This window comes from Pseudoduganella plicata (assembly GCF_004421005.1).
Lineage (GTDB): Bacteria > Pseudomonadota > Gammaproteobacteria > Burkholderiales > Burkholderiaceae_D > Rugamonas > Rugamonas plicata.
In genome coordinates this window covers 2,061,385-2,087,103 of sequence record NZ_CP038026.1, presented here as the reverse complement: position 1 = coordinate 2,087,103, position 25,719 = coordinate 2,061,385, and the positions used below count along the sequence as shown (strand labels likewise).

At 64.5% G+C, this 25,719-nt stretch carries 23 protein-coding genes and 1 pseudogene; 14 read left to right on the top strand and 10 right to left on the bottom strand.

Annotated features, from left to right (window positions below; all coding sequences use genetic code 11):
- Window positions 1–23 precede the first annotated feature (23 nt).
- Window positions 24–929, top strand: coding sequence for a TauD/TfdA family dioxygenase (locus E1742_RS09205; protein ID WP_206076741.1), 906 nt, complete (start codon window positions 24–26; stop codon window positions 927–929).
- A gap of 449 nt (window positions 930–1,378) precedes the next feature.
- On the top strand, window positions 1,379–2,230 hold the full coding sequence (locus E1742_RS09200; protein WP_134384599.1) for a PEP-CTERM sorting domain-containing protein: 852 nt from the start codon (window positions 1,379–1,381) through the stop codon (window positions 2,228–2,230).
- 80 nt (window positions 2,231–2,310) lie between these two features.
- Here E1742_RS09200 and hslO read toward each other — a convergent pair whose 3' ends face one another.
- Together hslO and E1742_RS09190 are read right to left on the bottom strand one after the other, a co-directional pair.
- Complete coding sequence (gene hslO, locus E1742_RS09195; protein WP_134384598.1) at window positions 2,311–3,252, bottom strand: Hsp33 family molecular chaperone HslO; 942 nt, start codon at window positions 3,250–3,252, stop codon at window positions 2,311–2,313.
- 3 nt (window positions 3,253–3,255) lie between these two features.
- Window positions 3,256–3,780, bottom strand: coding sequence for a gamma carbonic anhydrase family protein (locus E1742_RS09190; protein ID WP_134384597.1), 525 nt, complete (start codon window positions 3,778–3,780; stop codon window positions 3,256–3,258).
- A 166-nt stretch (window positions 3,781–3,946) separates the two neighbouring features.
- Here E1742_RS09190 and E1742_RS09185 point away from each other — a divergent pair, with 166 nt between their 5' ends.
- The 9 genes from E1742_RS09185 to bamC all read left to right on the top strand — a co-directional run bounded on the left by E1742_RS09185 (window position 3,947) and on the right by bamC (window position 12,262).
- Window positions 3,947–4,822, top strand: coding sequence for an alpha/beta fold hydrolase (locus tag E1742_RS09185; protein ID WP_134384596.1), 876 nt, complete (start codon window positions 3,947–3,949; stop codon window positions 4,820–4,822).
- Window positions 4,823–4,908: 86 nt separating this feature from the next.
- A complete protein-coding gene (locus E1742_RS09180) occupies window positions 4,909–5,739 on the top strand; it encodes a 3',5'-nucleoside bisphosphate phosphatase (RefSeq protein ID WP_134384595.1) in 831 nt (276 codons plus the stop codon).
- Window positions 5,740–5,919: 180 nt separating this feature from the next.
- Window positions 5,920–6,792 carry a protease HtpX gene (gene htpX / locus E1742_RS09175; RefSeq protein ID WP_134384594.1) on the top strand — a complete coding sequence of 291 codons (873 nt, stop codon included), beginning with the start codon at window positions 5,920–5,922 and terminating at the stop codon, window positions 6,790–6,792.
- A gap of 15 nt (window positions 6,793–6,807) precedes the next feature.
- A complete protein-coding gene (locus E1742_RS09170; protein WP_134384593.1) occupies window positions 6,808–7,431 on the top strand; it encodes an L-threonylcarbamoyladenylate synthase in 624 nt (207 codons plus the stop codon).
- 84 nt (window positions 7,432–7,515) lie between these two features.
- Window positions 7,516–8,187, top strand: a complete 672-nt coding sequence (locus tag E1742_RS09165; RefSeq protein WP_134384592.1) for a site-2 protease family protein — start codon at window positions 7,516–7,518, stop codon at window positions 8,185–8,187.
- A 32-nt stretch (window positions 8,188–8,219) separates the two neighbouring features.
- Window positions 8,220–9,422, top strand: coding sequence for a tryptophan--tRNA ligase (locus E1742_RS09160; protein WP_134384591.1), 1,203 nt, complete (start codon window positions 8,220–8,222; stop codon window positions 9,420–9,422).
- Between the two features lie 50 nt (window positions 9,423–9,472).
- Entirely contained in the window at window positions 9,473–10,036 is a 564-nt protein-coding gene (locus E1742_RS09155; protein ID WP_134384590.1) for a class I SAM-dependent methyltransferase, read from the top strand.
- Between the two features lie 97 nt (window positions 10,037–10,133).
- The gene (dapA, locus tag E1742_RS09150) at window positions 10,134–11,012 is read left to right on the top strand and encodes a 4-hydroxy-tetrahydrodipicolinate synthase (RefSeq protein ID WP_134384589.1); all 879 of its coding nucleotides are present in this window, start codon (window positions 10,134–10,136) and stop codon (window positions 11,010–11,012) included.
- Window positions 11,013–11,143: 131 nt separating this feature from the next.
- On the top strand, window positions 11,144–12,262 hold the full coding sequence (gene bamC, locus E1742_RS09145; protein ID WP_134384588.1) for an NlpB/DapX family lipoprotein: 1,119 nt from the start codon (window positions 11,144–11,146) through the stop codon (window positions 12,260–12,262).
- Between the two features lie 457 nt (window positions 12,263–12,719).
- On the opposite strand, the gene E1742_RS09140 is transcribed toward bamC, so the two are convergent.
- From E1742_RS09140 to E1742_RS09125, 4 genes and pseudogenes are all read right to left on the bottom strand, one after another.
- On the bottom strand, window positions 12,720–14,225 hold the full coding sequence (locus E1742_RS09140; RefSeq protein ID WP_134384587.1) for a hypothetical protein: 1,506 nt from the start codon (window positions 14,223–14,225) through the stop codon (window positions 12,720–12,722).
- 146 nt (window positions 14,226–14,371) lie between these two features.
- Entirely contained in the window at window positions 14,372–14,656 is a 285-nt protein-coding gene (locus E1742_RS27220) for a hypothetical protein (protein WP_134384586.1), read from the bottom strand.
- A gap of 341 nt (window positions 14,657–14,997) precedes the next feature.
- On the bottom strand, window positions 14,998–15,468 hold the full coding sequence (locus tag E1742_RS09130) for a DUF7931 domain-containing protein (RefSeq protein WP_134384585.1): 471 nt from the start codon (window positions 15,466–15,468) through the stop codon (window positions 14,998–15,000).
- 28 nt (window positions 15,469–15,496) lie between these two features.
- Window positions 15,497–16,626: pseudogene (locus E1742_RS09125) on the bottom strand (ribosomal protein uL16 3-hydroxylase).
- Window positions 16,627–16,739: 113 nt separating this feature from the next.
- Here E1742_RS09125 and E1742_RS09120 point away from each other — a divergent pair.
- Window positions 16,740–17,285, top strand: coding sequence for an FKBP-type peptidyl-prolyl cis-trans isomerase (locus E1742_RS09120; protein ID WP_134384584.1), 546 nt, complete (start codon window positions 16,740–16,742; stop codon window positions 17,283–17,285).
- Window positions 17,286–17,345: 60 nt separating this feature from the next.
- On the opposite strand, the gene E1742_RS09115 is transcribed toward E1742_RS09120, so the two are convergent.
- From E1742_RS09115 to E1742_RS09105, 3 genes are all read right to left on the bottom strand, one after another.
- On the bottom strand, window positions 17,346–18,362 hold the full coding sequence (locus E1742_RS09115) for a hypothetical protein (protein ID WP_134384583.1): 1,017 nt from the start codon (window positions 18,360–18,362) through the stop codon (window positions 17,346–17,348).
- Window positions 18,359–21,049: a DNA mismatch repair protein MutS gene (gene mutS, locus E1742_RS09110; RefSeq protein WP_229466657.1), complete on the bottom strand. Its 2,691-nt coding sequence runs from the start codon at window positions 21,047–21,049 to the stop codon at window positions 18,359–18,361. The genes E1742_RS09115 and mutS overlap by 4 nt, the downstream gene beginning before the upstream one ends.
- A gap of 139 nt (window positions 21,050–21,188) precedes the next feature.
- Entirely contained in the window at window positions 21,189–22,226 is a 1,038-nt protein-coding gene (locus E1742_RS09105; protein WP_134384582.1) for an AraC family transcriptional regulator, read from the bottom strand.
- A gap of 60 nt (window positions 22,227–22,286) precedes the next feature.
- Here E1742_RS09105 and E1742_RS09100 point away from each other — a divergent pair, with 60 nt between their 5' ends.
- Entirely contained in the window at window positions 22,287–23,546 is a 1,260-nt protein-coding gene (locus E1742_RS09100) for an MFS transporter (RefSeq protein ID WP_134384581.1), read from the top strand.
- A 129-nt stretch (window positions 23,547–23,675) separates the two neighbouring features.
- On the opposite strand, the gene E1742_RS09095 is transcribed toward E1742_RS09100, so the two are convergent.
- On the bottom strand, window positions 23,676–24,287 hold the full coding sequence (locus E1742_RS09095) for a hypothetical protein (protein WP_134384580.1): 612 nt from the start codon (window positions 24,285–24,287) through the stop codon (window positions 23,676–23,678).
- Between the two features lie 570 nt (window positions 24,288–24,857).
- On the opposite strand from E1742_RS09095, the gene E1742_RS09090 reads away from it, so the two are divergent.
- Complete coding sequence (locus tag E1742_RS09090) at window positions 24,858–25,697, top strand: HDOD domain-containing protein (RefSeq protein ID WP_134384579.1); 840 nt, start codon at window positions 24,858–24,860, stop codon at window positions 25,695–25,697.
- Window positions 25,698–25,719: the final 22 nt, after the last annotated feature.

The window sequence follows — 25,719 nt, the reverse complement described above, 5'->3', positions numbered from 1 at the left end:
ACCTCATACTTTTGGAGAATGACGTGCAAACTGAAGTTCATACCCGCCAGTCGGGTCTCGTGGTCAAGGGCGACGCCGGCGATACGCTGGCATCGATCGGCAAGGCGCAACTGGCCGGCTGGCTGGGGCAGTACGGCTATGTCATCCTGCGTGGCTTTCCCTGCGACGTGCAGGGCTTCTCGGACCTGGTGCGCGCCCACAGCAGCCGCATCAGCCTCGATCCGGCCCGCCAGTTCCACGACAAGGACGGCAAGGTGCTGGCGCAGAAGGTCGACGCGGGCGTTGACGCCATCGGCCTGCACTGCGAGAACGGCAACAGCCCGTTCTGGCCCGACCTGTGCTGGTTCTTCTGCACCCAGGCACCGGCCATCGGTTCGCAGACCACCGTCTGCGACGGCGCCGCCGTGTTCAACGACCTGGCGCCACAGATGCGCGCGGCGCTGCGGGCACAGGACATCGTCTACACCCGTCGCGTGGGCGAAGCGCTGTGGAAGAACTATGTGCGGCACGCTTACACCGGCGGTCCTGAAGCGTCCGACACGCCAACCTGCTACGCGCGCCTGCTGGCCCTCGCCAACCACGGCGCCAACACAAAAGTCGAACTGCACGCGGACGACTCGGTGACGTACAGCTTCCGCACGCCCGCGATCCTGGAACGCTCGCCCTTCAGCCCCGGCCGCCCGGCCTTCGCCAACAGCATCTTCGGGCCGTCGTTCAACTACGAGCAGCCCACGATCGCGTTCGCGGACGGCACCCCGCTGTCGGACGAGATGCGCGCGTCGCTCGATGCCGTGTGCACGCGGCATACGGTGAACGTGGGCTGGCAGGACAACGACATCGTCGTCATCGACAACGCCCGCGTGATGCACGGCCGGCGCCGCATCGAAGACACGCGCCGCACGATCTACAACGCGCTCAGCTACCGCTGAAAATGAAACCTGACAGATGCTGATGCAGTTCAGTTGAGGCTGCTGCCCGACCTTCGGACGGTATAGTATTTCTGGTGTTGCCTCGAGGGCCGGTTGGCTTTGCGGCCAGGCCGTTCGTCTCTCAGGAGGCTGGCGTTTACCCGAAGTGCGTCGTCGGGGAGGCAATTTCCGTGGAGATGGTGACGCCGGTGTAACGCGGTTCAAGCCGGATCAGGTGCAATGCATGGTGAGCCTGCTCCGGTTGGCTCATACCTGGCTGCCAGTGTGCCTCTTGTAGCGGTATCGCTGGCGTAGCCTTGGGCGTCGCAGCTCGCAATGCCCCAATATATCGTTGAGCGCACAACTTCGTTGCACCAAAAAAGCTTGTGGCCACCATAGGTAATTAGAATTATCATCGTTTGTAATTAATGGTAAAGTAAACCGCTCCAGCAACGATAACGGAGACAGCGATGAAACCGACGAAAGTTGTGATGATGGGCGTATTAAGCCTGGCCGCCATGGCGCCGGGGCTTGCGAGTGCGGACGTTCGAGGGACGAGCAGCGTAGGGGGCTTTGGCATCGAAATCACCGATCTGGATCCGAGCGACGGCATCGATGCGGCGTTGACATGGTGGCCGATGCGCTACCAGTACCGCCCGTACAACACGGTGCGGATGAACGTGGCTACCCAGGACGGGTTCTGGATGGATCGCGTGGAAGAGCAGCTCGATGCGGTGGGCTCGCCGCAGGCGCTAACCCTTTTCGAGGACGGGTACACGTATGCGATGACGCTGACCGGGCGCCCGGCGCTTACGACACTGCGGATCGATACCGCCGTTACCACCGAGGAGGATCTGTCGGTATTGCGCAGCGGGGACGTATCGGCGGGGAGCGACCTCTACCATTTCACCCTGGCGCCCAACACGGGCGTGCGTTTCTTTGGCGCCATGTCGAGCAGTGCCGTCATCGAGGGCGAAGCGGGCTTTGATCAATGGTATAACGCGCATGCCAACATGACTGTCCTGATACGGGACGCCAACGGTGGCGTTGAATACTTCGCCTTCGATGAGGCATACCACAACATCGTGAGCTTGGCCGGGGAAAACCGTTCGCTTGACGAGACGATTCCTTACGAAGTCTCATACCTGAACGGCAGCGGCAGCAGCCGCGACGGTTATCTGTCGCTCCACCTTGACCAGCATACGGGGGCCGCGCTGCCGTGGCCTGTACCGGAACCATCAGCATTCTGGATGATGGGTGCGGGGCTGGCTCTGATGGGTATTCGCGCCAGGGCCCGAGCCTGGAAGCCAGGCAGGGCCTGAACAGCCTGTGTCAGTGACACCGTCTAGTACCCGGCAGGCGCATGTAGCTCGTTGCCGAGGCGATTGCCCCGGCTGCGGCGTCAGTGCTTCGCCTCGGTCGCGTGGATCAGCGCTTCGGCCGGGGCGTCGCTGGCGAACAGCTGGGCGCAGTCGACGGCGTCGTAGTCGTAGTGCTTGCCGCAGAAATCGCAGTTGATGCCCAGCTTGCCTTGTTCGGCCAGCGCCGCTTCCACTTCCTCGCGGCCAAGCATCTTGAGCATATTGCCCACTTTTTCGCGGTTGCAGGTGCAGTGGAACGACGGATGCACGGGATCGAACACGCGGATCGTTTCTTCCCAGAACAGGCGCTGCAGCAGGACGTCGATCGTCGTCGCCAGCATCTCTTCTTCCTTCAACGTCGCGCCCAGCATGGAGGCGCGGTTCCAGGTCTCCAGCGCTTCCTCGTGCGTCAGCGGGTTGGCTTCGGCCTTGCCGCCGTGCAGCGGCAGCTTCTGCAGCAGCAGGCCGCGGGCCGTGTCGTCGCTGGCGGCCAGCCACAGTTTCGTGTCCAGCTGCTCGGAGCGCAGCATGTAGTGCTCGATGACGGTGGCGACGTCCTCGCCGTCCAGCGGCACGATGCCCTGGTAAGGCTGCTGGCCGGGCACCTTCTCGGCCGGGTCGAGCGTGATGACGAAGCGGCCGCGGCCGGTCTGGTTCAGCAGGTCGGTCAGCGTGGCATCGTCGGCAACGGCGGCGGTATCGTCCAGCTTGGCCGTGGCGCGCATGCGCAGCTGCGAGTCGCACTCGACGACGAGCAGGCGCACGGGACCGTCGCCGTGGATCTGCATGACGATGGCGCCGTTGAACTTCAGGTTGGCCGACAGCAGCGCGGCGGCGGATACCATCTGGCCCAGCAGGCGCTTGACGGCAACGGGGTACGCGTGACGCGACTGGATTTCACGCCATGTGGCGGAAATATCGACCAGTTCGCCCCGTACGGCAGCGTTGTCGAAAATGAATTTTTGCAGCGTATCCTGGGTCATGCTTTATCCAATCTTTTTGAGTTGTGTCTTGAACAGCCGTGCCCGTTGCACATAACTGTCGGCGCTGCCTTTCAGGCGCGCCACTTCTTCCGCCGTCAGCGCCCGCACGGCTTTCGCCGGCGAACCGATGATCAGCATATTGTCCGGAAATTCTTTCCCCTCCGTGACGAGCGCTCCCGCGCCCACCAGGCAGCCCCGGCCGATTTTCGCGCCGTTCAGGATCACCGCCTGGATACCGATCAGCGCGCCATCGCCCACCGTGCAGCCATGCAGCATGGCCTGGTGGCCGATGGTGACGTCGGCACCGATCGTCAAAGGGTGGCCGATATCGGTATGCATCACCGTGCCTTCCTGGACATTGCTGTTGGTGCCGATCGTGATCCGTTCGTTGTCGCCGCGGATTGTCGCCCCGAACCAAACGGAGCTGTTCGGGTGCAACGTCACCTTGCCGATCACGGTGGCGCTGTCGGCGACAAAAGCGGAGTCGTCGATCTCGGGCACGTGCTCGCCCAGCTGGTATATGGCCATGGCAGTCCTTGTTTGAGGGGAAATAGTGGCAGTATTTTACGCCCTCATGGCGCGATCTCATGCGGCAATGCATTTTCGCACGATCGTGCTATTATGCTGGTCTCACGACGTTTTCCGGCGCCAGGGCGCGCATATTGCGCCCCGGGCCGTTATTTCAAGGCATCAGATGACACCTTCCCGTTCCGAATTCCTCACCGTGCGCGGCCTGCGCACCCACGTGCGCCACTGGGGCCGAGATGGCGCCCCGAAAATCTTCATGCTGCACGGGTGGATGGACGTGGGCGCATCGTTCCAGTTCGTCGTCGATCATCTGGCCGGCGACTGGCACGTGATCGCGCCGGACTGGCGCGGCTTCGGCCTGACGGAGCGGCCCGGCACGGACACGTACTGGTTCCCCGACTACCTGGCCGACCTGGACGCCCTCCTGCGCCACTACCAGCCCGACGGCGCCGTCAACCTGCTGGGGCACAGCATGGGCGGCAACGTGGTCGGCATCTATGCCGGCGTGCGCCCGGAGCGCATCCGCCGCCTGATCAACCTGGAGGGCTTCGGACTGAAGGGCGCCGTGCCGGCGGATGCGCCGGGCAAGTACGCAAAGTGGCTCGACGAGCTCCTGGCGCCGCCCGTCATGCGCGCCTATCCGGACGTGCGGGCCGTGGCCAGCCGACTGCAGAAGACCAATCCGCGCCTGACGGACGAACGCGCCGCCTTCCTGGCGCAGCACTGGTCGGCGCCGAACGACGCGGGCGAGTGGGAAATCCTGGGCGATCCGGTGCACAAGCAGGCGAGCCCGCTGCCGTATCACGTGGAGGACATCCTGGCCTGCTGGCGCAGGATTACCGCGCCGGTGCTGTGGGTCGAGGCGGAACATACCAATATGTGGGAGTGGATGGGCGGCCCGGAAGAAGGGCGCCGCGAAGTGGACCGGCGTATCGGCCATATCGCCAATGTCACGCCGAAAAAGATCCCGGACGCGGGCCATATGCTGCACCATGACCAGCCGGCACTGCTGGCGGCGATGATCGAGGCGTTCCTGGCCTGATGCGGCAACCTGCGCGCCCGCGTGCGCGCGGCAGGCAGCGTACAATGGCACTTCGTTCACACACGTCCACCTGCGCATAGAGCCCGATGAAAGTAGACCTGCACTGCCACTCCAACGTTTCCGACGGTGTCCTGCCGCCCGCGCTGGTCGCGGCCCATGCGCGCAAGGGCGGGGTCGACGTCTGGGCGCTGACGGATCACGACGAGGTGGGCGGTACGGCGGCCGCCCGCGCCGCTGCGGCGGAGCAGGGCATGCGCTTCGTGGCCGGCGTCGAGATCTCCATCACCTGGGGTGGCGAGACGGTGCACATCGTCGGCCTGCAGATCGACGAGAACAATGCCGCGCTGGCGCAAGGGCTGGAGGCGACGCGTTCCGGGCGCGACGCACGCGGCCGTGAAATCGGCGTGCAGCTGGCCAAGGCGGGCATCCCCGGCGCCTACGAAGGCGCCATGAGCTATGTCGACAATCCGGCGCTGATGTCGCGCACCCACTTCGCCCGTTTCCTCGTGCAGGAGGGTTACTGCGCCAATATCGCCGAGGTGTTCCGCAAGTACCTGTCCGAGGGCAAGCCCGGCTACGTGCCGCATCGCTGGGCCAGCCTGCAGGATGCCGTCGGCTGGATCCGCGGCGCCGGCGGCATCGCCGTCATCGCTCACCCGGGCCGCTACCGCTTCACGCCGATCCAGCAGGACGCCCTGTTCGACGAGTTCAGGCAGCTGGGCGGCAGTGCCATCGAAGTGGTGACGGGCAGCCATACGCCGGACCAGTATCCCGTCTATGCCCAGCTGGCCAATGCCTACGGCTTCCTGGCCTCGCGCGGCACCGATTTCCATGCACCCGGCGAGGCCCGCGTCGACTTCGCGGCGCTGCCGCCGCTGCCGGGCAATGTCACGCCCGTCTGGCACGACTGGTTCTGAGCCCGCGGGCTGAAGCCGGTCTTAAGCCGCCGGCGGCCTCGGGCCGCCGCACTTGCAATCGGCGCGGCCCAACACCATCTTGACCCTGTCGCGCTTCCCCGGCCGGGGAGGCGCGTCATATTGCCGACATATCGTCGTCTTATATAGTTGTATTTTGTCCGTACGCGGAGAACCGAAAAAATGAAACGCATCGTCCTGTTTATCGCCACCAACCTCGCCGTGATGCTGGTGTTGTCCATCGTGCTGTCGCTGCTCGGCATCGGCCGGCCCGGCGCGGGCGGGCAATTGCAGATGGGCAGCCTGCTGGCGTTTTCGCTCGTGGTGGGCTTCACGGGCGCCATCATCTCGCTGCTGATGTCCAAGCCGATGGCGAAATGGTCCACCGGCGCGCGCGTGATCGACGCGCCGCAGAATTCCACCGAACAGTGGCTCCTGTCGACGATCCAGACCCTGTCGCAGCGTGCCGGCATCGGCATGCCCGAAGTGGCCGTGTATGAGGGCGAGCCGAACGCATTCGCCACGGGCGCCTTCAGGAATTCCGCGCTGGTGGCCGTCTCCACGGGCCTGCTGCAATCGATGAACCGCGACGAAGTGGAAGCCGTGCTGGCCCATGAGGTCGCCCACATTGCCAATGGCGACATGGTGACGATGACGCTGATCCAGGGTGTCGTGAACACGTTTGTCGTGTTCCTGGCCCGCATCGTCGGCTTCTTCGTCGACAAGGTACTGCTGCGCAATGAAGGGCGCAGCGGCGGTATCGGCTATATGGTGACGGTATTCGTCTGCGAGATTGCGTTCGGCCTGCTGGCTTCGATCATCGTGGCCTGGTTCTCGCGCCGTCGCGAGTTCCGCGCCGATGCCGGGTCGGCCCAGCTGCTCGGCAGTTCGGTGCCGATGCAGCACGCGCTGGCCCGCCTGGGCGGCATGGAGCCGGGCGCACTGCCGCAGAACATGGCCGCTTCCGGCATTTCGGGCGGCGGCGGCTGGTCGTCGCTGTTCTCTACCCATCCCCCATTCGAAGAACGCATTGCGGCGCTGCAGTCGATCCGCTGAGGCCATCGTCACTTTATGAGTCAATACTTCCAGATCCATCCCCAGAACCCGCAAGCCCGCCTGATCAGGCAGGCGGCGCAAATCATCCGCGGCGGCGGTGTCGTCGCCGTACCCACCGACTCCTGCTACGCGCTGGTGTGCCACCTCGACGACAAGGCGGCCGTCGAGCGCCTGCGCCGCATCCGCGGCATCGACGAGAAGCATCACCTGGCGCTGCTGTGCCGCGACCTGTCGGAAATCGGCGAGTATGCCCGCGTGGACAACCGCCAGTTCCGCCTGCTCAAGCTGGGCACGCCGGGACCGTTCACGTTCATCCTGGAGGCGACGCGCGTGGTGCCGCGCCGGCTGTCGCATCCATCCCGCAAGACGATCGGCCTGCGCGTGCCGGAGACGCCGATCGTCGAGGCACTGATGCGCGAGCTGGAGCAGCCGTTGCTGTCGTCCACCCTGATCCTGCCGGGCGAGGACGAGCCGCTGAACGATCCGGAAGCCATTAACGAGCGCATCGGCAAGCAGCTCGATCTCGTGATCGACGGCGGCGCCTGCAGCATGGCGATGACGACGGTAGTCGACCTGACGGGCGACGAACCGGAACTGGTCCGGCTGGGCCGCGGCGACCCCGCCACCCTGGGGCTGTAAGCCTGCCGCCTCTTTTCTCAACTTTAGACCCCTGAAACCGGGCCTGCCGCAGGCGACTGTTGCCGGTCTGGTAAAATTTTCCCCATGAGTGAACTTGACCTGGTCATCCGCAATGTCGCGCTGTACGCGATTCCCGTCCTTTTCGCCATCTCGTTGCACGAGGCGGCGCACGGGTACGCGGCGCGCTATTTCGGCGACCCCACCGCCAGCCAGATGGGACGCCTGACGGCGAACCCGATGCGCCACATCGACCCGTTCGGGACGATCGTGCTGCCGCTGCTGACGTATTACTTCCTGCACATGCCGTTCGGTTATGCCAAGCCCGTGCCGGTCGACTACAGCCGTCTGCGCAACCCGAAGAAGCAGATGGGCTTCGTGGCCGCCGCCGGTCCGGCGTCGAATTTCGTCATGGCGCTGGCCTGGGCCATCTGGGCCGTGCTGCTGAACGGCATGAATGTGACGGAACCGTTCCTGACGGGGATGGCGCAGGGCGGCATCATCGTCAACGCCGTCATGTGCGTGTTCAACCTGATTCCCGTACCGCCGCTGGACGGCGGGCGCGTCGTCACGGCGCTGCTGCCGAACGAGCTCGCACGCAGGTATGCTCGGCTGGAGGTGTACACGCCGTATATTTTCATCGCACTGATCCTGCTGATGTACACGGGCGTGCTCAGTTCGCTGTTGACGACCCTGGTGCGCGGCATGATCAGCCTGATCGCGCTGCTGGTGCTGCCGCTTAACCTGCTGCTCAACTGAGCCGCTGCTGAACTGACGCGGCACCGGCCCCCATGTATCCCGATCGCGTCGTCTCCGGCATGCGTCCCACGGGGAGCATGCACCTGGGCCACTACCACGGCGCGTTGAAGAACTGGATCCGGCTGCAGGCCGAGCAGCCTTGCCTGTTTTTCGTGGCGGACTGGCACGCGCTGACGACGCATTACGACGACCCGTCCGTCATCGAGAAGGCGACATGGGACATGCTGGTCGACTGGCTGGCGGCAGGCGTGGATCCCACGCAGGCGACGATGTTCATCCAGTCGCGGGTGCCGGAACATGCGGAGCTGCACCTGCTGCTGTCGATGGCGACGCCGCTGGGCTGGCTGGACCGGGTGCCGACGTACAAGGACGCCATCGAGAACCCGGCCGGGCGCGACCTGTCGACCTATGGCTTCCTCGGCTATCCGCTGCTGCAGGCGGCGGACGTGCTGATCTACCGGGCCAGCACCGTGCCGGTGGGCGAAGACCAGGTGCCGCATGTGGAAATGATGCGGGAGATCGCGCGCCGCTTCAATCACCTGTACGGCAAGGAGCCGGGGTTCGAACAGAAGGCGCAGGATGCCGTGAAAAAGCTGGGCAGCAAACGCGCCCGCCTGTATGCGGAACTGCGCACGCTGTACCAGCAGGACGGCGACGACGACGCCCTGGCGCAGGCCAAGGCCATGCTGGACGAGGCGGGCAGCCTGTCGATGATTGACCGCGAACGGCTGTTCGGCTACCTGGAAGGCAGCCGCAAGCTGATCCTCGTCGAGCCGCAGGCGCAGCTGACGGCGGCGGCCCGTCTGCCCGGCCTGGACGGGCGCAAGATGAGTAAAAGCCATGCCAACGCCATCGGCTTGCGCGAGGACAGCAAGAGCGTCACGCAGAAGATCCGCACGATGCCGACGGACCCCGCGCGGGTGCGGCGCACCGATCCCGGCGAGCCCACGCGTTGCCCCGTCTGGCAACTGCACGAGGTGTATTCGGATGCGGACACGCGCGAGTGGGCACAAAAGGGCTGCCGCTCGGCGGGCATCGGCTGCCTGGAATGCAAGCAGCCCGTCATCGATGCCGTGCTGGCCGAGCAGGAGCCCATGCATGAGCGGGCCCAGCCTTACCTGGACGATCCGTCGCTGGTGCGCGCCATCGTGGCGGACGGTAATGAAACGGCGCGCAAGCTGGCGCAGGAAACCATGCGCGACGTGCGCGAGGCAATGGGTCTGGCGCATGCCTGAGCCAATGAATGAACCGAGTAACAAGTCAACAACACGTGAGCAAAGCGCACATGAACGAAACCAACCACGCAGCAATCGACTCCGTTTCCCCGTGGGTCCGACGATTTGCTCCCCTGATTCCCGGCGGCGAGGTGCTGGACCTGGCCTGCGGCAACGGTCGCCACTCGCGCCACCTGGCGGCGCTGGGCCATGCCGTGATCGCCGTGGACCGCGATCCGGCGGCCATCGCGGCCACGACGGCGCCCGGCATCGTCACCAGTCAGATCGACCTGGAGGAAGAGGGCGCAGCCTGGCCGTTCCCGCCACAGCGCTTCGCCGGCATTGTCGTGACGAATTATCTGCACCGCCCGCTGTTTGCCGGCATTGTCGACAGCCTGCTGCCGAACGGCGTGCTGGTCTACGAAACGTTCGCGGACGGCAATGCCGCGTTCGGCAAGCCCGGCAACCCCGACTTCCTGCTGAAGCCGGGCGAATTGCTGGACATCGCGCGCCAGCATGGCTTGCGTGTCATCGCTTTTGAAGATGGGATCGTTAACCACCCGAAACAAGCGATGGTGCAGCGCTTCTGCGCTGTCAAGGCGGAGTTTCCCAGGGAGGCTGCGCTGCTGGGGTAGCGGGGCGCTGGAGCGTTGATTCCGGCCCGAAAACCACCACACGCACAGCCTATCGTCTACAATCGACGTTTTAAATCTTTTTGCAATTGGTTTTCCTATGATTAAGGGCAGCATTGTAGCAATCGTCACTCCGATGACGGCTGATGGCAGTCTCGACTATCAAGCTCTGGATGCGCTGATCGACTGGCACATCGCCGAAGGCACGGACGGCATCGTCATCGTCGGCACGACGGGCGAGTCGGCCACCGTGACCGTGGAAGAGCACTGTGCGTTGATCAAGGCGTGCGTGGACCGTGTGGCTGGCCGCATTCCCGTGATTGCCGGCAGCGGCGGCAATTCGACGGCCGAAGCGATCAACCTGACCCGCTACGCCAAGGAAGCCGGTGCCGATGCCACGCTGCAGGTGGTGCCTTACTACAACCGCCCGACGCAGGAAGGCATGTACCGCCACTTCAAGGCGATTGCCGAAGCGGTGGATCTGCCCGTCATCCTGTACAACGTGCCCGGCCGTACCGTGGCCGACATGTCGAACGAGACGATCCTGCGCTTGGCCGGGATCAGGAACATCATCGGCGTCAAGGATGCAACCGGCAATATCGGCCGCGGCCTCGACCTGCTGCGCCTGGCGCCAAGCGACTTCGCCGTTTTCTCGGGCGACGATCCCACCGCGATGGCGCTGATGCTGGCCGGCGGCAAGGGCAATATCTCCGTGACGGCCAACGTGGCGCCGCGCGCCATGGCCGACATGTGCGCCGCCGCCATGACGGGCGAAATCGGCAAGGCCATCGAGATCAACAACCGCCTTTTCCCGCTGCACCAGAAGCTGTTCGTGGAACCGAATCCTGTGCCAGTAAAGTGGGCGCTGGCGGAAATGGGACGCATGCCGGCCGGCATCCGCCTGCCGCTCGTGCCGCTTGCCGACGAATTCCACGCCACCGTGCGCGCTGCCCTGCGCGACGCGGGCGTATTGCAGTAAAGCCCGGACCGCGGGCCGCAGGGCCCGTGATTGTCAGGAAGATTCCAGCTGGTTTTCAGCTTCTACTCAGTAACCACATGACACAGAAAGCTCTTCTCACCCCGCAACGCGGGCTCGTGCTCGGCGCCCTCATGCTCAGCCTGACCGGTTGCGGCATGGTTGAATCGGTCGTCGGCAAAAGCACCGTGGACTACAAATCGGCCAAGAAAGCCGCCACGCTGGATGTACCGCCTGACCTGACGCAGCTGCAGAAAGACAATCGCTACGCGCTGCCCGACACCAACAACAGCGGCATCGCAACCGCGTCCGGATACGCTGCCCAGCGCGCCGGCACGACCGGCGCCGCCCCTGCGGCAGGCGCCGCCGCGCCGGCCGGCAACGAAGTGGCCAGCACGGGCAACGACGCCGTCCGCGTCGTACGTGCCGGCAACCAGCGCTGGCTGGTCGTCAAGCAGCCGGCCGACACGCTGTGGCCACAGCTGAAGTCCTTCTGGGAAGACAACGGCTTCACGCTGTCGCTCGATAACGCCACCGCCGGCGTCATGGAAACGGAGTGGAACGAAAACCGCGCCAAGATTCCGCAGGACTTCATCCGCAGGACCATCGGCAAGGTATTCGATTCGGCGTACTCCAGCGGCGAGCGCGACAAGTATCGCACCCGTATCGAGCGTAATGCCGACGGCACGACGGAGATCTTCATCAGCCATCGTGGCGCGGAGGAAGTGCTGACGGGCCCGCAGAAGGAAATCGCCCAATGGACGACCCGTCCAAGCGACCCGAACCTGGAAGCGCTGTTCCTGGCCCGTCTGATGACGCGCCTGGGCGGCACGGACGAGGCGGCAGCCAAGACGGCCGTCGACAACGCCATCGTGCAGCCGCTGCACGCATTCCTGAAAGGCGAGGGCGCCGCCCGCCACGTCGAGACGGACGAAGGCTTCGACCGCTCGTGGCGCCGCGTCGGCCTGGCGCTGGACCGTGCCGGCTTTACCGTGGAAGACCGCGACCGCGTGCAGGGCATCTACTTTGTGCGTTACGTCGCGGACCAGGTCGAGAAGAAGGGCTTCATCAAGCGCCTGTTCAGCTGGGGCTCGTCGGAAGCGGACAAGGAAGCGCAACGCTACCGCATCGTCGTCAAGGCCTCGCCGGACACCAACACCAGCCAGGTCATGGTGCAGGACAACAAGGGCGTCGCCGATACGTCGGCCACGGCCGAGAAGATTCTGACCTTGCTGCAGGAGCAGCTGAAGTAAGAAAAACCGGCTTCGGCCGGTTTTTTTATGCTCCTGGCAGGACCGCCTCTCGGGCAGGCACGGTCGGTTGCCGATCCGGAGCGACGGTCCCCCAACATACGGCGGGCGCCACCGCAGCAGGCGTGCCGCGCCTGCTGGTCGTTGGCGGTGCGGGCTGCCTGGAACTGGCGCCCGGTGTGGGGCTGATCGATATGCTCGAATTGCCGGCGCAGTGGAAAGAGACGGTCGAGGGCGCCCGTCGGGCGCTGGCGTTGCGGCGCGAGACGCGTGAGCTGGACTGGATGCTCTGTCCGGTCGCACACCTGGAACCGGGCGGCGGACGGGTCGGTTCCGCATCGGCACAGACACCCTGCCGATTGACGCCGACGGCACCAGCCTCACTTCGCCGGAGGATTGCGCCGTGGCGATGTTCGGCGAACTGGAGCGCCCCGCGCACGCGAGGGCGGTTCACCGTCTTTTACGGGACCGGCTGGAACCGTCCAGCCCGCATGGAGAGGTCGGTGGCGTTGCCCAGCAGCAGGAAGTTCTCGCCGAGTGCGTCCAGCGACGCCAGACGGCGCGCCTCGCTGGCTGCGCTGCTGGCGTCGTGCGTGCCGCCGTCCCGATCGGACTGGTAGGGCGACAGCGCGGCCAGCAGATCGCGAACAAGGCGCTGTTCGGCCGGCCGTGTCTCATCGGACACCACCCGGCCCAGCACGTACTCGCGAATGCGCTCGGACTGGCTGGCGGTCTGCTCCATGCTGGCGCTGCGCAGTCGACCGTTGCGGTAGGCCAGGTCGACGCTGCTGCGTGCCATATCGTCGACCTGGTGGTACTGGTAGTTCTGGGTCTGGGCCGAGAAGTCGAACGCCAGCGGCATGCCTTCGCGCAGCGGCGCGTGGAACTGCGCCTTCAGGCGCGACTGCTGGACCTGGCCCAGTGAACGGTCCGCATACAGTTTGCCGTCCGTGCGCGTCTGTTGCGAAACTTCGTACTCGAAGCTGTCGACCTCGTCGCGATGCACGGGGTTGTTGTACCGCGGCGTCTGGCTGATACGCGCGCTGAAATCGGCCAGGCCGGTCAGCACCGATTTATCCTCGCGTGCCAGCGGGCGCAAACCCGGCAGAGCCCCCTGTTCCGAGGCAGTGCCGCCTGGCTGGCGCGGCCCGTCCCGGCTCGCCGTACGGCTCAGATCGGCGAACGCATCCTTGAACATCGTTACCAGCCCGGCATCGGCATGGCCCCGCGCGGCGGCCTGGTCGAACTGTTTCAGATAGCCGTCGATTGCGCGGGCCTGCTGCCTCGACGTGCCCAGGCTTTCCGGCACGCTTGTCTTGACAGTGACGTCGACCTTGCCGGCTGGTCCATCGGCCTGCATGCTGCGCTGCCGCGCGTCGATGTGAAAGCCGAGCGTTTGCGTGGCCGGTGGCGTCGTGGGCAGTGTCACTGCGGCGTGGAGGTCGATGGACTGCAGCACGGTCGTGTCGAGTTGGGCCAGCGCACCCAGGCGGATCTTGGGCGTGTCCAGCGTCATGCCGTCGATCATGTCCTGGAAACCGCCCGCCAGCGCGGCCAGCGCTGCTCGTTCATCGCCGCCAAGCTCGGCGTCTGCCGAGATGTGCGTGACAAGGTCGTCACCCCGGGCGGCCAGCGACAGATCCACCTTGGTGCCGCGCGCGGTAGCGACGCTGAGCGTGAACCCGTGGGTGGCGTCTTTCGGCACCGGCTGTACGTTGCCACCGACTTTCGCGCCGCCTTTCAAGCCTTCCAGCATGGCGGCACCGACATCGCGGAAACGGACGGACGGTGATTTCTGCGCAGTGCCTGCTTGGCCGGCCGCCTGGCTGGCTGCGGCGCTCCCTTCGGCACTGAGATGGACGATCGCCGACGGCGCGGCAGTGCTGCCAATTGCGGTCGCCTCGCGCCGGGTCGGCGTGTAGGGCGTCCGAGGGCGCAGGCCGGTAAGTGTCGGTATGGCGGTCATGCCTACTTTACGGCAGTAAATGCCGAAAGTTTAATGCCGGGCGGGCGGCACGTCATCGGGCGCCGATCCAGGGCTTTACGCCCATAAAAAAACCGCCCGAAGGCGGTTTTTTCGTCAAGCCATCCGGAGATGGCTTATGCGGCCAATTACTTGGCAGCAGCAGCGGCAGCCGAAGCAGCGTCCGAAGCGGCCGAAGCAGCTTGGGAAGCGGCAGCAGCCGAATCAGCAGCAGCCGAAGCAGCAGCGTCAGCAGCTGGAGCAGCTGGGGTTGCGGTTGCGTCAGCAGCTGGAGCAGCTGGCGTAGCAGCAGCGTCAGCAGCAGGAGCGGTTGCTTCTGGGGTTGCTACTGGAGCAGCAGGCGCTTCTTCTTTTTTCGAGCAAGCAGCCAGAGCAACAGCCAGCAGGGAGGCGATCAGCAGGGATTTTTTCATTTGTTTTCCTTAATTAATTCACAAAATAACAGTGTTGCGATGAATAATTACCGGTAATTATCGCTCAGTAGGGCGTTTCGTGGTCGTTCGGACCATATGGTGCCCCTGACAACGGAAACTCCTGACCGAATATTATAGCGATTCTTGGCGGGTCGCAATAGCAGCACAGGACGAATTCATAACTATTTTGCAGCAAAGCAATATCAAATTCGCAACAGTACCGCAGTTTAAACCAACTTTACGTTTCCCACCGCGATGAACGCCAACATACTGGTAACCAGACAACGCACACCGGGTTGTCGAACGAGCCCGGGCGGCGTAGTCCGCAGCCGTTTTTCCACTCATAAACCAGTGACGACGGCGTGCAAACCCGGCGCCGTTTCGGCCCAGATACCCTCTAAACGCTCCAGAACACTTTGGGTTGACGAAGGTTCATCCAAATTCACCTCGCCGCGGAAAAAATCGCAGTGGAAGCGCCGGACGACGTCGCGCTCGTCGGCCACGCAGAACGAATCGGTCAGGTGTCGCAGCGAGCGGTTGGTCACCCGGCACTCGATCAGATGACCATAGTCCTGCAGCAGCCGCAGGAAGCGGGGCGCGTCCCGCTCCAGCCGTACATTGCTGTGTGCCACGAGTTGCAGGCGGCCGCCGCCACGCAGGAAGGCGCGCAGCAGCGCATCGTTGCGTACACTGCCCAGGTCCCAGCTGGCGAAGTCCGGGTCGAACATTTTCAGCGTCAGGCGGGCGCGGCCGAAGACGGCGTCGAGGGCGGCCTGGAAGCCGGCCCTGGTATCGAACGACTGTCGTTCCATCGTGCCCCCTATCGATTGATTGATGCGATCAGTTCAGTTCAAGCCAGCCGTCCGTGTACCAGGCAAACAGCGCTTCCATGACGTCCTCGGAGGCGGCCGCAACCGCAGCGCCGTCCAGCTTGCGCTCGTTTGCCAGCGTCTCCAGGGTGACCTTGTCGGCGCGGTTGACGGCAAACGACTCGCCGTTGATGAAGACGTTCTTGCCACGGTAGAGCATCTGCGTCTTGCGCGACAACGTCACGCCCTTTTTCGCCGCGCTTTGCGCGAACCGGCCGGCCGGCAGCGGTTTCTCGGGCCCGTGAAGAACACATTATGCTTCGGCTCGGACAGGTATTCGCCAAGGAAGATCGTGAAGTCGTCTTCCGTGAACTGCATCTTGTTCAGCTCGTCCGCGATCGTGCCCAGCATGTGCTTGGGAATCTCGGCCGGCTTGTCCGACGGTGCCAGGTCGGGGTCCGCATAGCGTCCCGGCAGGTCGATCGAGTCGGCCATGAACTGCAGGAATGCTTCGCCCAGTTCCTGGTACGACGGCGAACGGAACCCGATCGAGTACGTCTGGCAATCGCCGATCGCCACACCGTCATGGGCATACTGCGGCGGCAGGTACAGCATGTCGCCCGGTTCCAGCACGAATTCCTCGTCCGCCTTGAACTTGCTGAGGATCTTCAGGGGCAGCCCCTCGACCAGGTCCAGGTTCTTCTGCGCGCTGATCTTCCAGCGCCGCTGGCCTTCGGCCTGCAGCAGGAACACGTCGTACGAATCGAAGTGAGGGCCGACGCCGGCGCCGTCGGTGGCGAAGCTGATCATCAGATCGTCCAGCCGCGCATCGGGCACGAAGCGGAACTGGCGCAGCAGCGCATCGGCCGCGTCGTTCTGCAGGTTGACGCCCTGCACCAGCATCGTCCAGCCCGGCTGCGTGCGCGGCGGCAGTTCGTCCAGCGGGCCGTGCTGCATGTCCCACTGGCCGTCGGTCAGGGAGACGAGGCGCGACTCGACGTAATCCCTGGTGGCCAGCTCGGCCAGCTCTTCGAACGGCAGCAGCGGTTTGAAGCCGGGGATGGCCTGGCGGATCAGCAGCGGCTTCTTGTGCCAGTAGTCGCGCATGAACTGCGCCGGCGTGATGTCGCCCAGAAGGCGGAGGGGTGCGGGTTTTTTCATGCCCGGATTATAGTTTATTCGCCGCCGCCGCCGCGCGTCATGGCGGGGCTGCAAACAAGGTGCGGGCGAAGGTGCGGGTATAATCGCGCAACCAGACCTGAAAGGATGCAAAGATGAAGATCGCCAAGAATACCGTCGTGACCGTGCAGTACAAACTGTCCGATGCCCAGAACAATCTGATCGAGGATGGCCGTCAACCGATGGTGTACCTGCATGGCGGCTACGAGAACACGCTGCCGAAGATCGAGGAAGAGCTGGAAGGCAAGGAAGTCGGCTACGAGAACACCATCCAGATCGAGCCGGAAGATGCCTTCGGCGACTACGACCCGAACCTGGTGAAGGTCGAGCCGCGCTCGCGCCTGCCGGAGCCGCTGGAAGTGGGCATGCAGTTCGAAGGCATGCCGGATGGCGACAGCGACGAGGAAGCGATGATCTTCACCGTGACCGATATCGCCGAAGACAAGGTCGTGCTGGACGGTAACCATCCGCTGGCCGGCATGGCGCTGCGTTTCGAACTGAAGGTTGCCGAAGTACGCGCCGCCACGGACGAGGAAATCGCGCACGAGCACGTGCACGGCGCCCATGGCCACCACCATGGCGACGACGATGAGGACGAAGGCGGCGCGGGCGACCACTTCCGCAGCCAGCCGATTCACTGAGCATGATAAAAACGGGCAGCCCAGGCTGCCCGTTTTGTTCGTCCCCCGGCTTGGGTGCAACTATCCCGGCTTGCCCGCCTTCTCGGGCTTCTCGGCTGCCGGCCGTTTGCCGCCGTGCTCGCGGCGCGCATCGTCCTTGCCTTCCGCCAGAAGCGTGAACGGCGTCGCAGCGCCCGGTTCGACCCGCACGACGTTCCATTCGCCCGTCAGCGTCACATGGCCCAGGTTGCCGCGCCACGTGAGCGTGCCGGCCGGCGCCTCGCCCGCCACGACCGCCTGCGGTCGCGCCGTATCGACCAGCAGCACCTTGCCCATGTACTTTTCCGCCAGCGTGCGCACCAGCTTGCGCGTGTCGCCGAAGCCGTCCTGCTTCGACGAGAACCCGGCCAGCAGCGAAAAGCCCTGTTCGACGTGGGCCTTCAGGTCGCCGTCGGAAAACAGCACGATGCCCGACAGCTTGCGCCGCCTGGCCATGCTGAACAGGCGTTGCAGCCAGGCCCGGTTGGCGACAAACCGGTCCTCGTATTCGCTGTTGCGGCCTGCCTCGCTGAGAAAGTGATTGTTATTGGCGGGCAGGTTGATCGTGGCGAACAGGACGCCGCCCTGTTCCCAGTACGCGTTCTCGGCATAGCTGCGGAACTTCGTGATCGTCGACTGCCGGTTCAGTTCCAGCTTGCGCTCGCCCAGCGAATCGCGGCCGTCGAAATACAGTTCCCGGATGCGGTTCAGCCGTTCCAGCGCGTTCGTGCGGCCGGCCGAGTTGCGGCAGTCGGTCCAGTCCGCGCCCGCCAGCACCAGCATCAGCGGCCGGTCCGACTTGTTCAGCAGCGCCTTGCGTTGCAGGTACAGCTTGTCGCTGCATGGTTCGCCCGCCGACTTGATGCCGGCCGCGATGACGAACGCCGGCTTTGCCTTGTCGGCCCGGGCGATGGTGCGGCGCAGGTCGTCGTCGCCCGATTCGCCGGGGAAGGTGTGGCCGATCACGGCAAACTCGAATGCCTCGTCGTCCGCCGCGCGGGTGGGGGCGGCGCACAGCAGCGTCAATGCCGCCAGCAGGGACGCGGCGGCGCGCTTCATGCGGGTGCGGCGGCCAGACGCTTGAGCTGATACAGCCGGTCCAGCGCTTCGCGGGGCGACAGCGCGTCCGGGTCCAGTTCCTCCAGCGCCGCCATCAGCGCCTGCAGGGCGGGGCTGGCGGCCGGTGCATCCGCTGCTTCCGCGCCTTCGGCCGCTTCCTCGTCGCAGTCCGGCACCGGCGCGGCAAACAGGTCCAGCTGCGGCGTCGGTGCCAACGCCTGCGATTCCAGCCGTGCCAGGTGCTTGCGTGCGGCCTTGATGACGGGCTGCGGCACGCCGGCCAGCTGCGCCACCTGCAGCCCGTAGCTTTGCGACGCGGGTCCGCTCTGCACCGCGTGCAGGAACACGATGCTGTCCTTGTGTTCGACGGCCGACAGGTGCACGTTGGCCGCCGTCGGGTGGCTTTCCGGCAGCTGCGTCAGCTCGAAGTAGTGGGTGGCGAACAGGGTGAAGCTGCGGCTGGTGTCGATCAGGTGGCGCGCGATGGCCCAGGCCAGCGCCAGGCCGTCGAAGGTGGACGTACCGCGCCCGATTTCGTCCATCAGCACCAGCGAGTGCTCGGTGGCGCCGTTCAGGATCGTCGCCGCTTCCGTCATCTCCACCATGAACGTGGAGCGCCCGCCTGCCAGGTCGTCGGTCGCGCCGATGCGGGTGAAGATGCGGTCGATGGGACCGAGCGTCGCGCTGGCGGCCGGCACGTAGCTGCCGATGTAGGCCAGCAGCGTGATCAGCGCCACCTGGCGCATGAACGTGGATTTACCGCCCATGTTCGGGCCGGTGATCAGCAGCAGGCGCCGCTCGTCGCCGAACTTGCAGTCGTTGGCGATGAAGCGCTCGATCTGGTTTTCCACGACCGGGTGGCGGCCCTCGGCGATGTCGATGCAGGCCTGCGATACCAGCCGTGGCGCGCACCAGTTGTTGCGCAGCGCGTGTTCGGTCAGTGCCGTCAGCGTGTCCAGCTGGGCGATGCCCTGGGCGATCGACTGCAAGGTGACGATGAACGGCGCGAGATCGGCCAGCAGCTGGTCATACAGGATTTTCTCGCGGGCCAGCGCCTTGTCCTGCGCCGACAGCGCCTTGTCCTCGAACGCCTTCAGCTCCGGCGTGATGTAGCGTTCGCAGTTCTTCAGCGTCTGGCGCCGGCGGTAGTCGTCCGGCACCTTGTCGGCCTGGCCGTTGGTGACTTCGATATAGAAGCCATGCACGCGGTTGTACTCCACGCGCAGGTTGGCGATGCCGGTGCGCGCACGTTCGCGCGCTTCCAGCTCCACCAGATACTGGCCGGCATTCTCGGACAGGCCGCGCAGCTCGTCCAGCTCCGCATCGAAGCCGCGCGCGATGACGCCGCCGTCGCGCACCATCGTCGCCGGCTCCGGCATGACGGCGCGCACCAGCAGGTCGACGCAGTGTTCCGGCGTCGCCAGCGCATCATGGATGCGGCGCAGCAGGCTGTCGGCCGAGTCCAGCGCCAGCACCCGTTCCAGCGACTTGCGCAGCTTGGGCAGCTGCTGCAGGCCGTCGCGCAGGGCCGCCAGGTCGCGCGGGCGCGCCGTCAGCAGCGCCACGCGCGTGGTGATGCGTTCGATGTCCGGCACGTGCTGCAGGTGGAACGACAGCGACCCGGTGGCATCGTCCTGCATCAGTGCCGCGATGGCATCGTGGCGCGCGCGCGCCACCGACTGGTCGCGCCGCGCGTGATGAAGCCAGTGGCGCAGCAGGCGCGAACCCATCGCCGTGCGGCAGCCATCGAGCAGCGAGAACAGGGTAGGGGACTCCTGGCCGCGGATGGTCTCCGTCAGTTCCAGGTTGCGCCGCGTGGCGGCATCGAGGCCGATGAATTCGTTCTCCGTTTCGCACGTCAGGCTTTTCACGTGCTGCAGGCCGCGGCCCTGCGTCGACTGGGCATAGCGCAGCAGCGCGCCGGCGGCGCCGAACGCGGCGCCCATGCCGTCGGCACCGAAGCCGGTCAAGGTGGCCACGCCCAGCTGGTCCAGCAGCGCCTTGTGGCCATGCACGACGTCGAAGTGCCATTCCGGCACATTGTTGACGTGGCACTGCGTGATTTCTTCGAACAGGTTGCCGCTGTCGGCGCGCAGGATCTCGGCCGGCACGATGCGTTCCAGTTCCTGCTGCAGCCGCGCGGTGACGGCGCGCGCCTCGCCGGCAAACTCCATCAGGCGCAGGTTGCCCGATGCAAGCGACAGCCACGCCAGGCCGGCCGTCGTCTGCTTGCGCCCGCCCATCAGGAACATCGCCAGCAGCGGCCGTTCCGATTTTTCCGGCAGCAGGTCCGAATCGGTCAGCGTGCCCGGCGTGACGATGCGCACGACCTTGCGTTCCACCGGCCCCTTGCTGGTGGCCGGATCGCCGATCTGCTCGCAGATGGCGCACGACTCGCCCAGCTTGACCAGCTTGGCCAGATAGCCATCGAGCGAGTGGAACGGCACGCCCGCCATCTTGATCGGCACACCGTTCTGCGACCCGCGCGCCGTCAACGTGATCCCCAGCACGCGCGCGGCCTTTTCGGCATCGTCGAAGAACAGCTCGTAAAAGTCACCCATGCGGTAGAACACCAGCATCGTCGGGTGTTCGGCCTTGATGCGCAGATATTGCTGCATCATTGGCGTGACTTTTTCGGCAGGGCTGTTCTTGACGGCGGCGGCGTTGATTTCGGAAGGGGCGTTCATTTCTCGGATTCGGTAAGGCTGGCGCGGCAAGGGGCTGCGCGTTGTCAGGGCTGCATTTTACCTGTTTCGGGGGTGGGGTTGGGATGTGTGGCCGGGTTGGATCGGCGGCCACCACGGCGCCGCCAGTCAATCCGCGCCTTCAGTCAATGCGAGCAAAGGCGGCTCGCGGAGCGAGGGTTTTATAAGGCCATCTGCCGACTGACACCCGGGGGTGACCTATGACGCGCTTGAAGGCACGACTGAACGCAGCCTGGGATGTGTAGCCGAGACGCTCGGCAACGGCGTCGATGGACAGCTTTTCATGCGCCAGCCACCGACTCGCAAGGCGCATCCGCAGTTCTGTGGCATAGCGCAGCGGTGGGACACCGATAGTCGATTGAAAGCGTTGTGCGAAGACGGAACGGGAGACATGAGATTGCGCAGCCAACTCCGCAACTGTCCATTCACGGCCAGGCTGGCGGTGCAATGCCATGATTGCACGTGCCAGGCGCGGATCACGCAACGCGGCAACGAGGCCAGAGGCGTTTTCACAACCGCATTCGATCCACCCACGCACAATCATTGCCGCCGCCACCTCGGCAAGGCGAGCCAGAATGCCGGCAAAGCCCAGACGGCCTGCGCAGATTTCCCGTTTCATTGAGTCAAGAATGGGTAGCAATCCGGGGTAACGCTGCTCCTGGGTATCGGCGACCATGACTATCGGCATCAATTTGCCCAGTTCCTGCATTCCGCCCAGATCGAATTCCATGCAACCGTAGAAGAACACTGCGGCGGGAGCAGCGTGTGTGCTCGGGCATGTGTCGATCCCGGTGACGGCCTCGCCAAGCGGCGTAGTGGTGAATTTCTCGACATCCTGAACCGAATGACCCAGATCTGACAGCAGCTGGTGTCCCTTTCCCTGCGGCAGGAACGCCGCGCTCCCCGCTCTCAGCTCCCGCACCGTTCCATCGCTGGTGCGCAGGAAGGCGGTGCCCACGGCCTGGAAGTGGAAGCAGGCGTGCCCTGGCTTGTTGTCGAAGTCCAGGCCAAAGGTGGGGCCAGTCTGAACGCGACGGTACTGGACACCCCGCAAGCGCATGCCGGTCAGCAGTTCACTGATGAGATCGGATGACAGGGAAAATTGCTCCTGCTCGGTCATTTTCGGGTTTTCGATCAAAACTTCAGGAGTTGCCATCATAGATCATCCTGAACCTGAAGCCTAACATTTTGTCTTTAGCCATTTTCCAGGATGTTCGAGATGAATAATGATGTTTCAGACGCCATACAAAAAGATAACGTCCACAGCTTGTCCGTGGCAGAGCCTTCGGCGCCTGCCTGGATGGCGGTATTTTCACTGGCCATGGGAGTGTTCGGATTGCTGACGGCGGAGTATCTGCCAGCCAGTCTGTTGACGCCGATGGCCTCCGATCTTGGCGGATCGGAGGCACTGGCTGGTCAGGCAGTGACCGTTACGGCCATAGTGGCATTGTTCGCCGGGCTGTTGGTGCCAGGTCTGACACGTCGGTTCGACCGGCGTGTCGTCCTGGTGGGTTTTACCGTGCTGATGATCGCCTCGAACACGCTGGTGGCGATGTCGTCCAGCCTGACGGTGCTGCTGATCATGCGCATTCTGCTCGGCATTGCGCTCGGCGGCTTCTGGAGCATGGCGGCCGCCGTCGCCATGCGACTTGTGCCCCTGAAGCTGGTGCCGCGAGCGCTGTCCATCATATTCAGCGGCATCGCTGTCGGGACGGTGGTTTCGGTGCCGCTGGGGAGCTACCTGGGGGGGCTTTATGGCTGGCGCAGTGCATTTATCGCCGCAGCCGCTGTGGGTGGGCTGACGCTTGTCTTCCAATGGTTTACGCTGCCCCGAATGGCACCGCGCAAGATGATTCGCACGGCGACGGTTCTCGAATTGCTGCGTCGGCCAGGCATTGGGCCAGGGATGATGGGCTGCGTACTTGCCCATACGGGCCAATATGCATTGTTCACCTATATCCGCCCTGCGCTTGAAATCGTAGCCAACACCGACATTGACGGCCTGTCCCTGATGCTCCTGGGTTTCGGTGTTGCCAACTTCATTGGTACGCTGATGGCCGGCTGGCTGATAGAGCGTAGCCTGCGCGCTACGTTGGTGCTGATGCCTGCGCTGGTCGGTGTAGCGGCGCTCGGCATGATCTGGCTACCCGTCCACGGAACAGGGTTGATGCTTCTGGTGGCTATATGGGGCTTTGCCTTTGGCGGCGTACCGGTAGCGTGGTCCAACTGGGTAGCCCGTGCCGTTCCCGACCAAGCCGAGGCCGCTGGCGGCATGGTGGTCGCAGCGGTGCAATCGTCGATAGCTGTCGGTGCCGCATTGGGCGGGATAGTATTCGGCTTCGGCGGCGTCAGCGGTGTCTTTATCACCGCAGGCGCACTGATGCTGTTCGCCGCGCTCGTCATTGCCCGCTGGGTTCGGGTTGAATTGCCGCGTCAAGGTATGGCGGCGGGTGCCGTTGCATCGAAAATAATATTGTAGAAGCTTCAGTACAGTACGATTGCCGTCCCAAGAGCCAATCATGGGGTCTCCATGCAGCTCATATATAGAGCAAGCAGGTCTGGTCAAGTGCCAGCAGAGACTCTGGCGCCCAGGTCTTGACGCCGCGTGTCACGCAAACCTGCGCGACTCATCCATCCCGACGGCGGCAGGCCGGGGCCGCACTGCCAGCGTAATCAACCCCACCGCCGCCCCACCGCGAAAAGGCTCGAACGGGCGCGAGCCCTTGCGGCGGCGCAGCGCCTCGCGCAGCCGGGTGAGCTGCCAGGCGGTGACGCCGGATAAGGGCCGGTCGCGCAACTGCTGGTGGACTGTCCAGTGGGGGAAGATATTACGCAGCTTGGCGGCCGCGAGGCGGCGCAGTACGGGGTCCGCCAGCAGCGGGCTTTCCAGCCGGACCGTGCCAGTCATGCCGTGGCGGTCTATCTGGTGCAGCATCTTGTAGACGTCCTGGCGCAGGAAGGCCGAGTGCTGGCGAGCGTAGTACCACGGCAGCAGCGACACGGCCGGGCCCATGTGGATTGTCCAGTGGTTGTAGCCATTGCCGTGCGCGATGACGTTGGTGCCGGGGTAGGACAAGCCGTAACGCAGCAGCACCAGCAGTAGGAAAACGAACGTCAGGACAATCTGTGCGGCGATCATGGTGCCGGCCCACTCGCCGTGCTGGGCACCGGCGAGCCGTAAGGCAAGCGCGGCAACCGCCAGCACGGCGCCGGTCAGCATGAAGGACCTGTGTCCCGGGACGCAGCGCACCGGGAGAAGTACAGGCGGTTCAACAGTGTTCGTTGCGGCACGTTCGTCGTCATCGCGGCGGTAATATCAAGAAAGAAATAACAAAAAGCAATAATGTATACTGTTTCTCGTCGACAATCATCTACCATATGACGATAAATCGGCCGCTGCGCTTCGGTGCCGTCGTGCCGTTTCCGGCGCCTGTACCGCCGTGCGTGTGGGGCCATCCTTGCAACGTGCATGGATGCTGGTCCGCCAGCCATTTACGCCGGTGCCGGCGCTCAACTTCGGTCCTATTTTCCGCCGCATCCATTGCAGCACCAGCGTGGTTAATCGGCAACGAGTCGCGACCGCTGGCCACTGGCTGGCGTTTCGAAAGTGTAGATTGCGACAGCCACGCAGTGGTTGCAAAGGGGCAAACAACCGATAAGTCCGCAGCATTATTGCTTGCATAAAGCGCCAGCCGCGCGCATCGTATAGACTTGTGCCTATGAGCAACTTTTAGTGGTTCTTTTACCGTCACCCTATTTCAACGGAGCCGTTCGCGGTTATAGTGCTGTCATGGAAAAGGAAAAACTGAAGGACTTTGCCGCCATTGTCATGGAGGCACAACGCGGCGAACTGGTGTTCCCGACCAGTGTCAACGGTGCCTTGTCGCTCCAGTTATGCCTGGCCGATCCCGCGTGTCACGACGAGGACGTCATCCGCAAGCTGCTGGCCGAGCCTGTGCTGGCCGCTCGCGCGGTGGCGCTGGCCAATTCGGCCGTATTCCGATCCAACGGTGCGGCACTGGCCACGAGCGTGCGCGTAGCCGTCATGCGGCTCGGTTACCGCAATCTCTATTCGCTGGCCTCTGCCATGGTGGTGCGCCAGTTCGGCGCCCGCATTGCCGACCCGGCGCTGCGCGCCAAGGCCGAGCAGCTGTGGCGCTACACGGCGCACGTGGCCGCGCTGGCGTATGTGATCGCCCAGCGCATCACGAAGATCGATGCCGATACGGCGCTGTTCGCCGGCATCATGCACGAGGTGGCCGGTTTCTACCTGCTGGGAAGAGCCGATACGATACCCGGACTGCTGGACGATCCGGACGAGTGGATGGGGGCGGCGCAGGAAATCATCGCGCGCGAAATCATGAAGAAGCTGCAGGTGCCGGAGCCGGTGGCAATCGCCATCGTGGCGCTGCGCGGCGGCGCCATCGGCATTCCGCCGCAGGGCCTGCGCGACACGCTCCTGCTGGCACGCCAGCTCTCGCCGGTGCCGTCGCCGCTGCCCTACACGGAAGACCTGGCGCTGACCCGCACGCCGGCGTTGACGCTTTACCTCAACGAGCCCGCCGTCGCCGCGCTGCTGAACGAGGCGGCCGACCAGGCCAAGTCAATGAGCGCCGCGCTGCTGGTCTGACAGGATCGGGAATAGGCCACTC

Bases quoted from the DNA above. Each gene is read 5' to 3' on its own strand.
- E1742_RS09100 (WP_134384581.1), top strand. From the start codon at position 22,287: ATGAATAATGATGTTTCAGACGCCATACAAAAAGATAACGTCCACAGC.
- E1742_RS09180 (WP_134384595.1), top strand. From the start codon at position 4,909: ATGAAAGTAGACCTGCACTGCCACTCCAACGTTTCCGACGGTGTCCTG.
- E1742_RS09095 (WP_134384580.1), bottom strand. From the start codon at position 24,287: ATGCTGACCGGCGCCGTGCTGGCGGTTGCCGCGCTTGCCTTACGGCTC.
- E1742_RS09155 (WP_134384590.1), top strand. From the start codon at position 9,473: ATGAACGAAACCAACCACGCAGCAATCGACTCCGTTTCCCCGTGGGTC.
- hslO (WP_134384598.1), bottom strand. From the start codon at position 3,252: ATGACCCAGGATACGCTGCAAAAATTCATTTTCGACAACGCTGCCGTA.
- E1742_RS09170 (WP_134384593.1), top strand. From the start codon at position 6,808: ATGAGTCAATACTTCCAGATCCATCCCCAGAACCCGCAAGCCCGCCTG.
- E1742_RS09185 (WP_134384596.1), top strand. From the start codon at position 3,947: ATGACACCTTCCCGTTCCGAATTCCTCACCGTGCGCGGCCTGCGCACC.
- E1742_RS09130 (WP_134384585.1), bottom strand. From the start codon at position 15,468: ATGGAACGACAGTCGTTCGATACCAGGGCCGGCTTCCAGGCCGCCCTC.
- E1742_RS09120 (WP_134384584.1), top strand. From the start codon at position 16,740: ATGAAGATCGCCAAGAATACCGTCGTGACCGTGCAGTACAAACTGTCC.
- htpX (WP_134384594.1), top strand. From the start codon at position 5,920: ATGAAACGCATCGTCCTGTTTATCGCCACCAACCTCGCCGTGATGCTG.
- mutS (WP_229466657.1), bottom strand. From the start codon at position 21,049: ATGAACGCCCCTTCCGAAATCAACGCCGCCGCCGTCAAGAACAGCCCT.
- E1742_RS09165 (WP_134384592.1), top strand. From the start codon at position 7,516: ATGAGTGAACTTGACCTGGTCATCCGCAATGTCGCGCTGTACGCGATT.
- E1742_RS27220 (WP_134384586.1), bottom strand. From the start codon at position 14,656: ATGAAAAAATCCCTGCTGATCGCCTCCCTGCTGGCTGTTGCTCTGGCT.
- E1742_RS09160 (WP_134384591.1), top strand. From the start codon at position 8,220: ATGTATCCCGATCGCGTCGTCTCCGGCATGCGTCCCACGGGGAGCATG.
- E1742_RS09190 (WP_134384597.1), bottom strand. From the start codon at position 3,780: ATGGCCATATACCAGCTGGGCGAGCACGTGCCCGAGATCGACGACTCC.
- E1742_RS09200 (WP_134384599.1), top strand. From the start codon at position 1,379: ATGAAACCGACGAAAGTTGTGATGATGGGCGTATTAAGCCTGGCCGCC.
- bamC (WP_134384588.1), top strand. From the start codon at position 11,144: ATGCTCAGCCTGACCGGTTGCGGCATGGTTGAATCGGTCGTCGGCAAA.
- dapA (WP_134384589.1), top strand. From the start codon at position 10,134: ATGATTAAGGGCAGCATTGTAGCAATCGTCACTCCGATGACGGCTGAT.
- E1742_RS09140 (WP_134384587.1), bottom strand. From the start codon at position 14,225: ATGACCGCCATACCGACACTTACCGGCCTGCGCCCTCGGACGCCCTAC.
- E1742_RS09090 (WP_134384579.1), top strand. From the start codon at position 24,858: ATGGAAAAGGAAAAACTGAAGGACTTTGCCGCCATTGTCATGGAGGCA.
- E1742_RS09115 (WP_134384583.1), bottom strand. From the start codon at position 18,362: ATGAAGCGCGCCGCCGCGTCCCTGCTGGCGGCATTGACGCTGCTGTGC.
- E1742_RS09105 (WP_134384582.1), bottom strand. From the start codon at position 22,226: ATGATGGCAACTCCTGAAGTTTTGATCGAAAACCCGAAAATGACCGAG.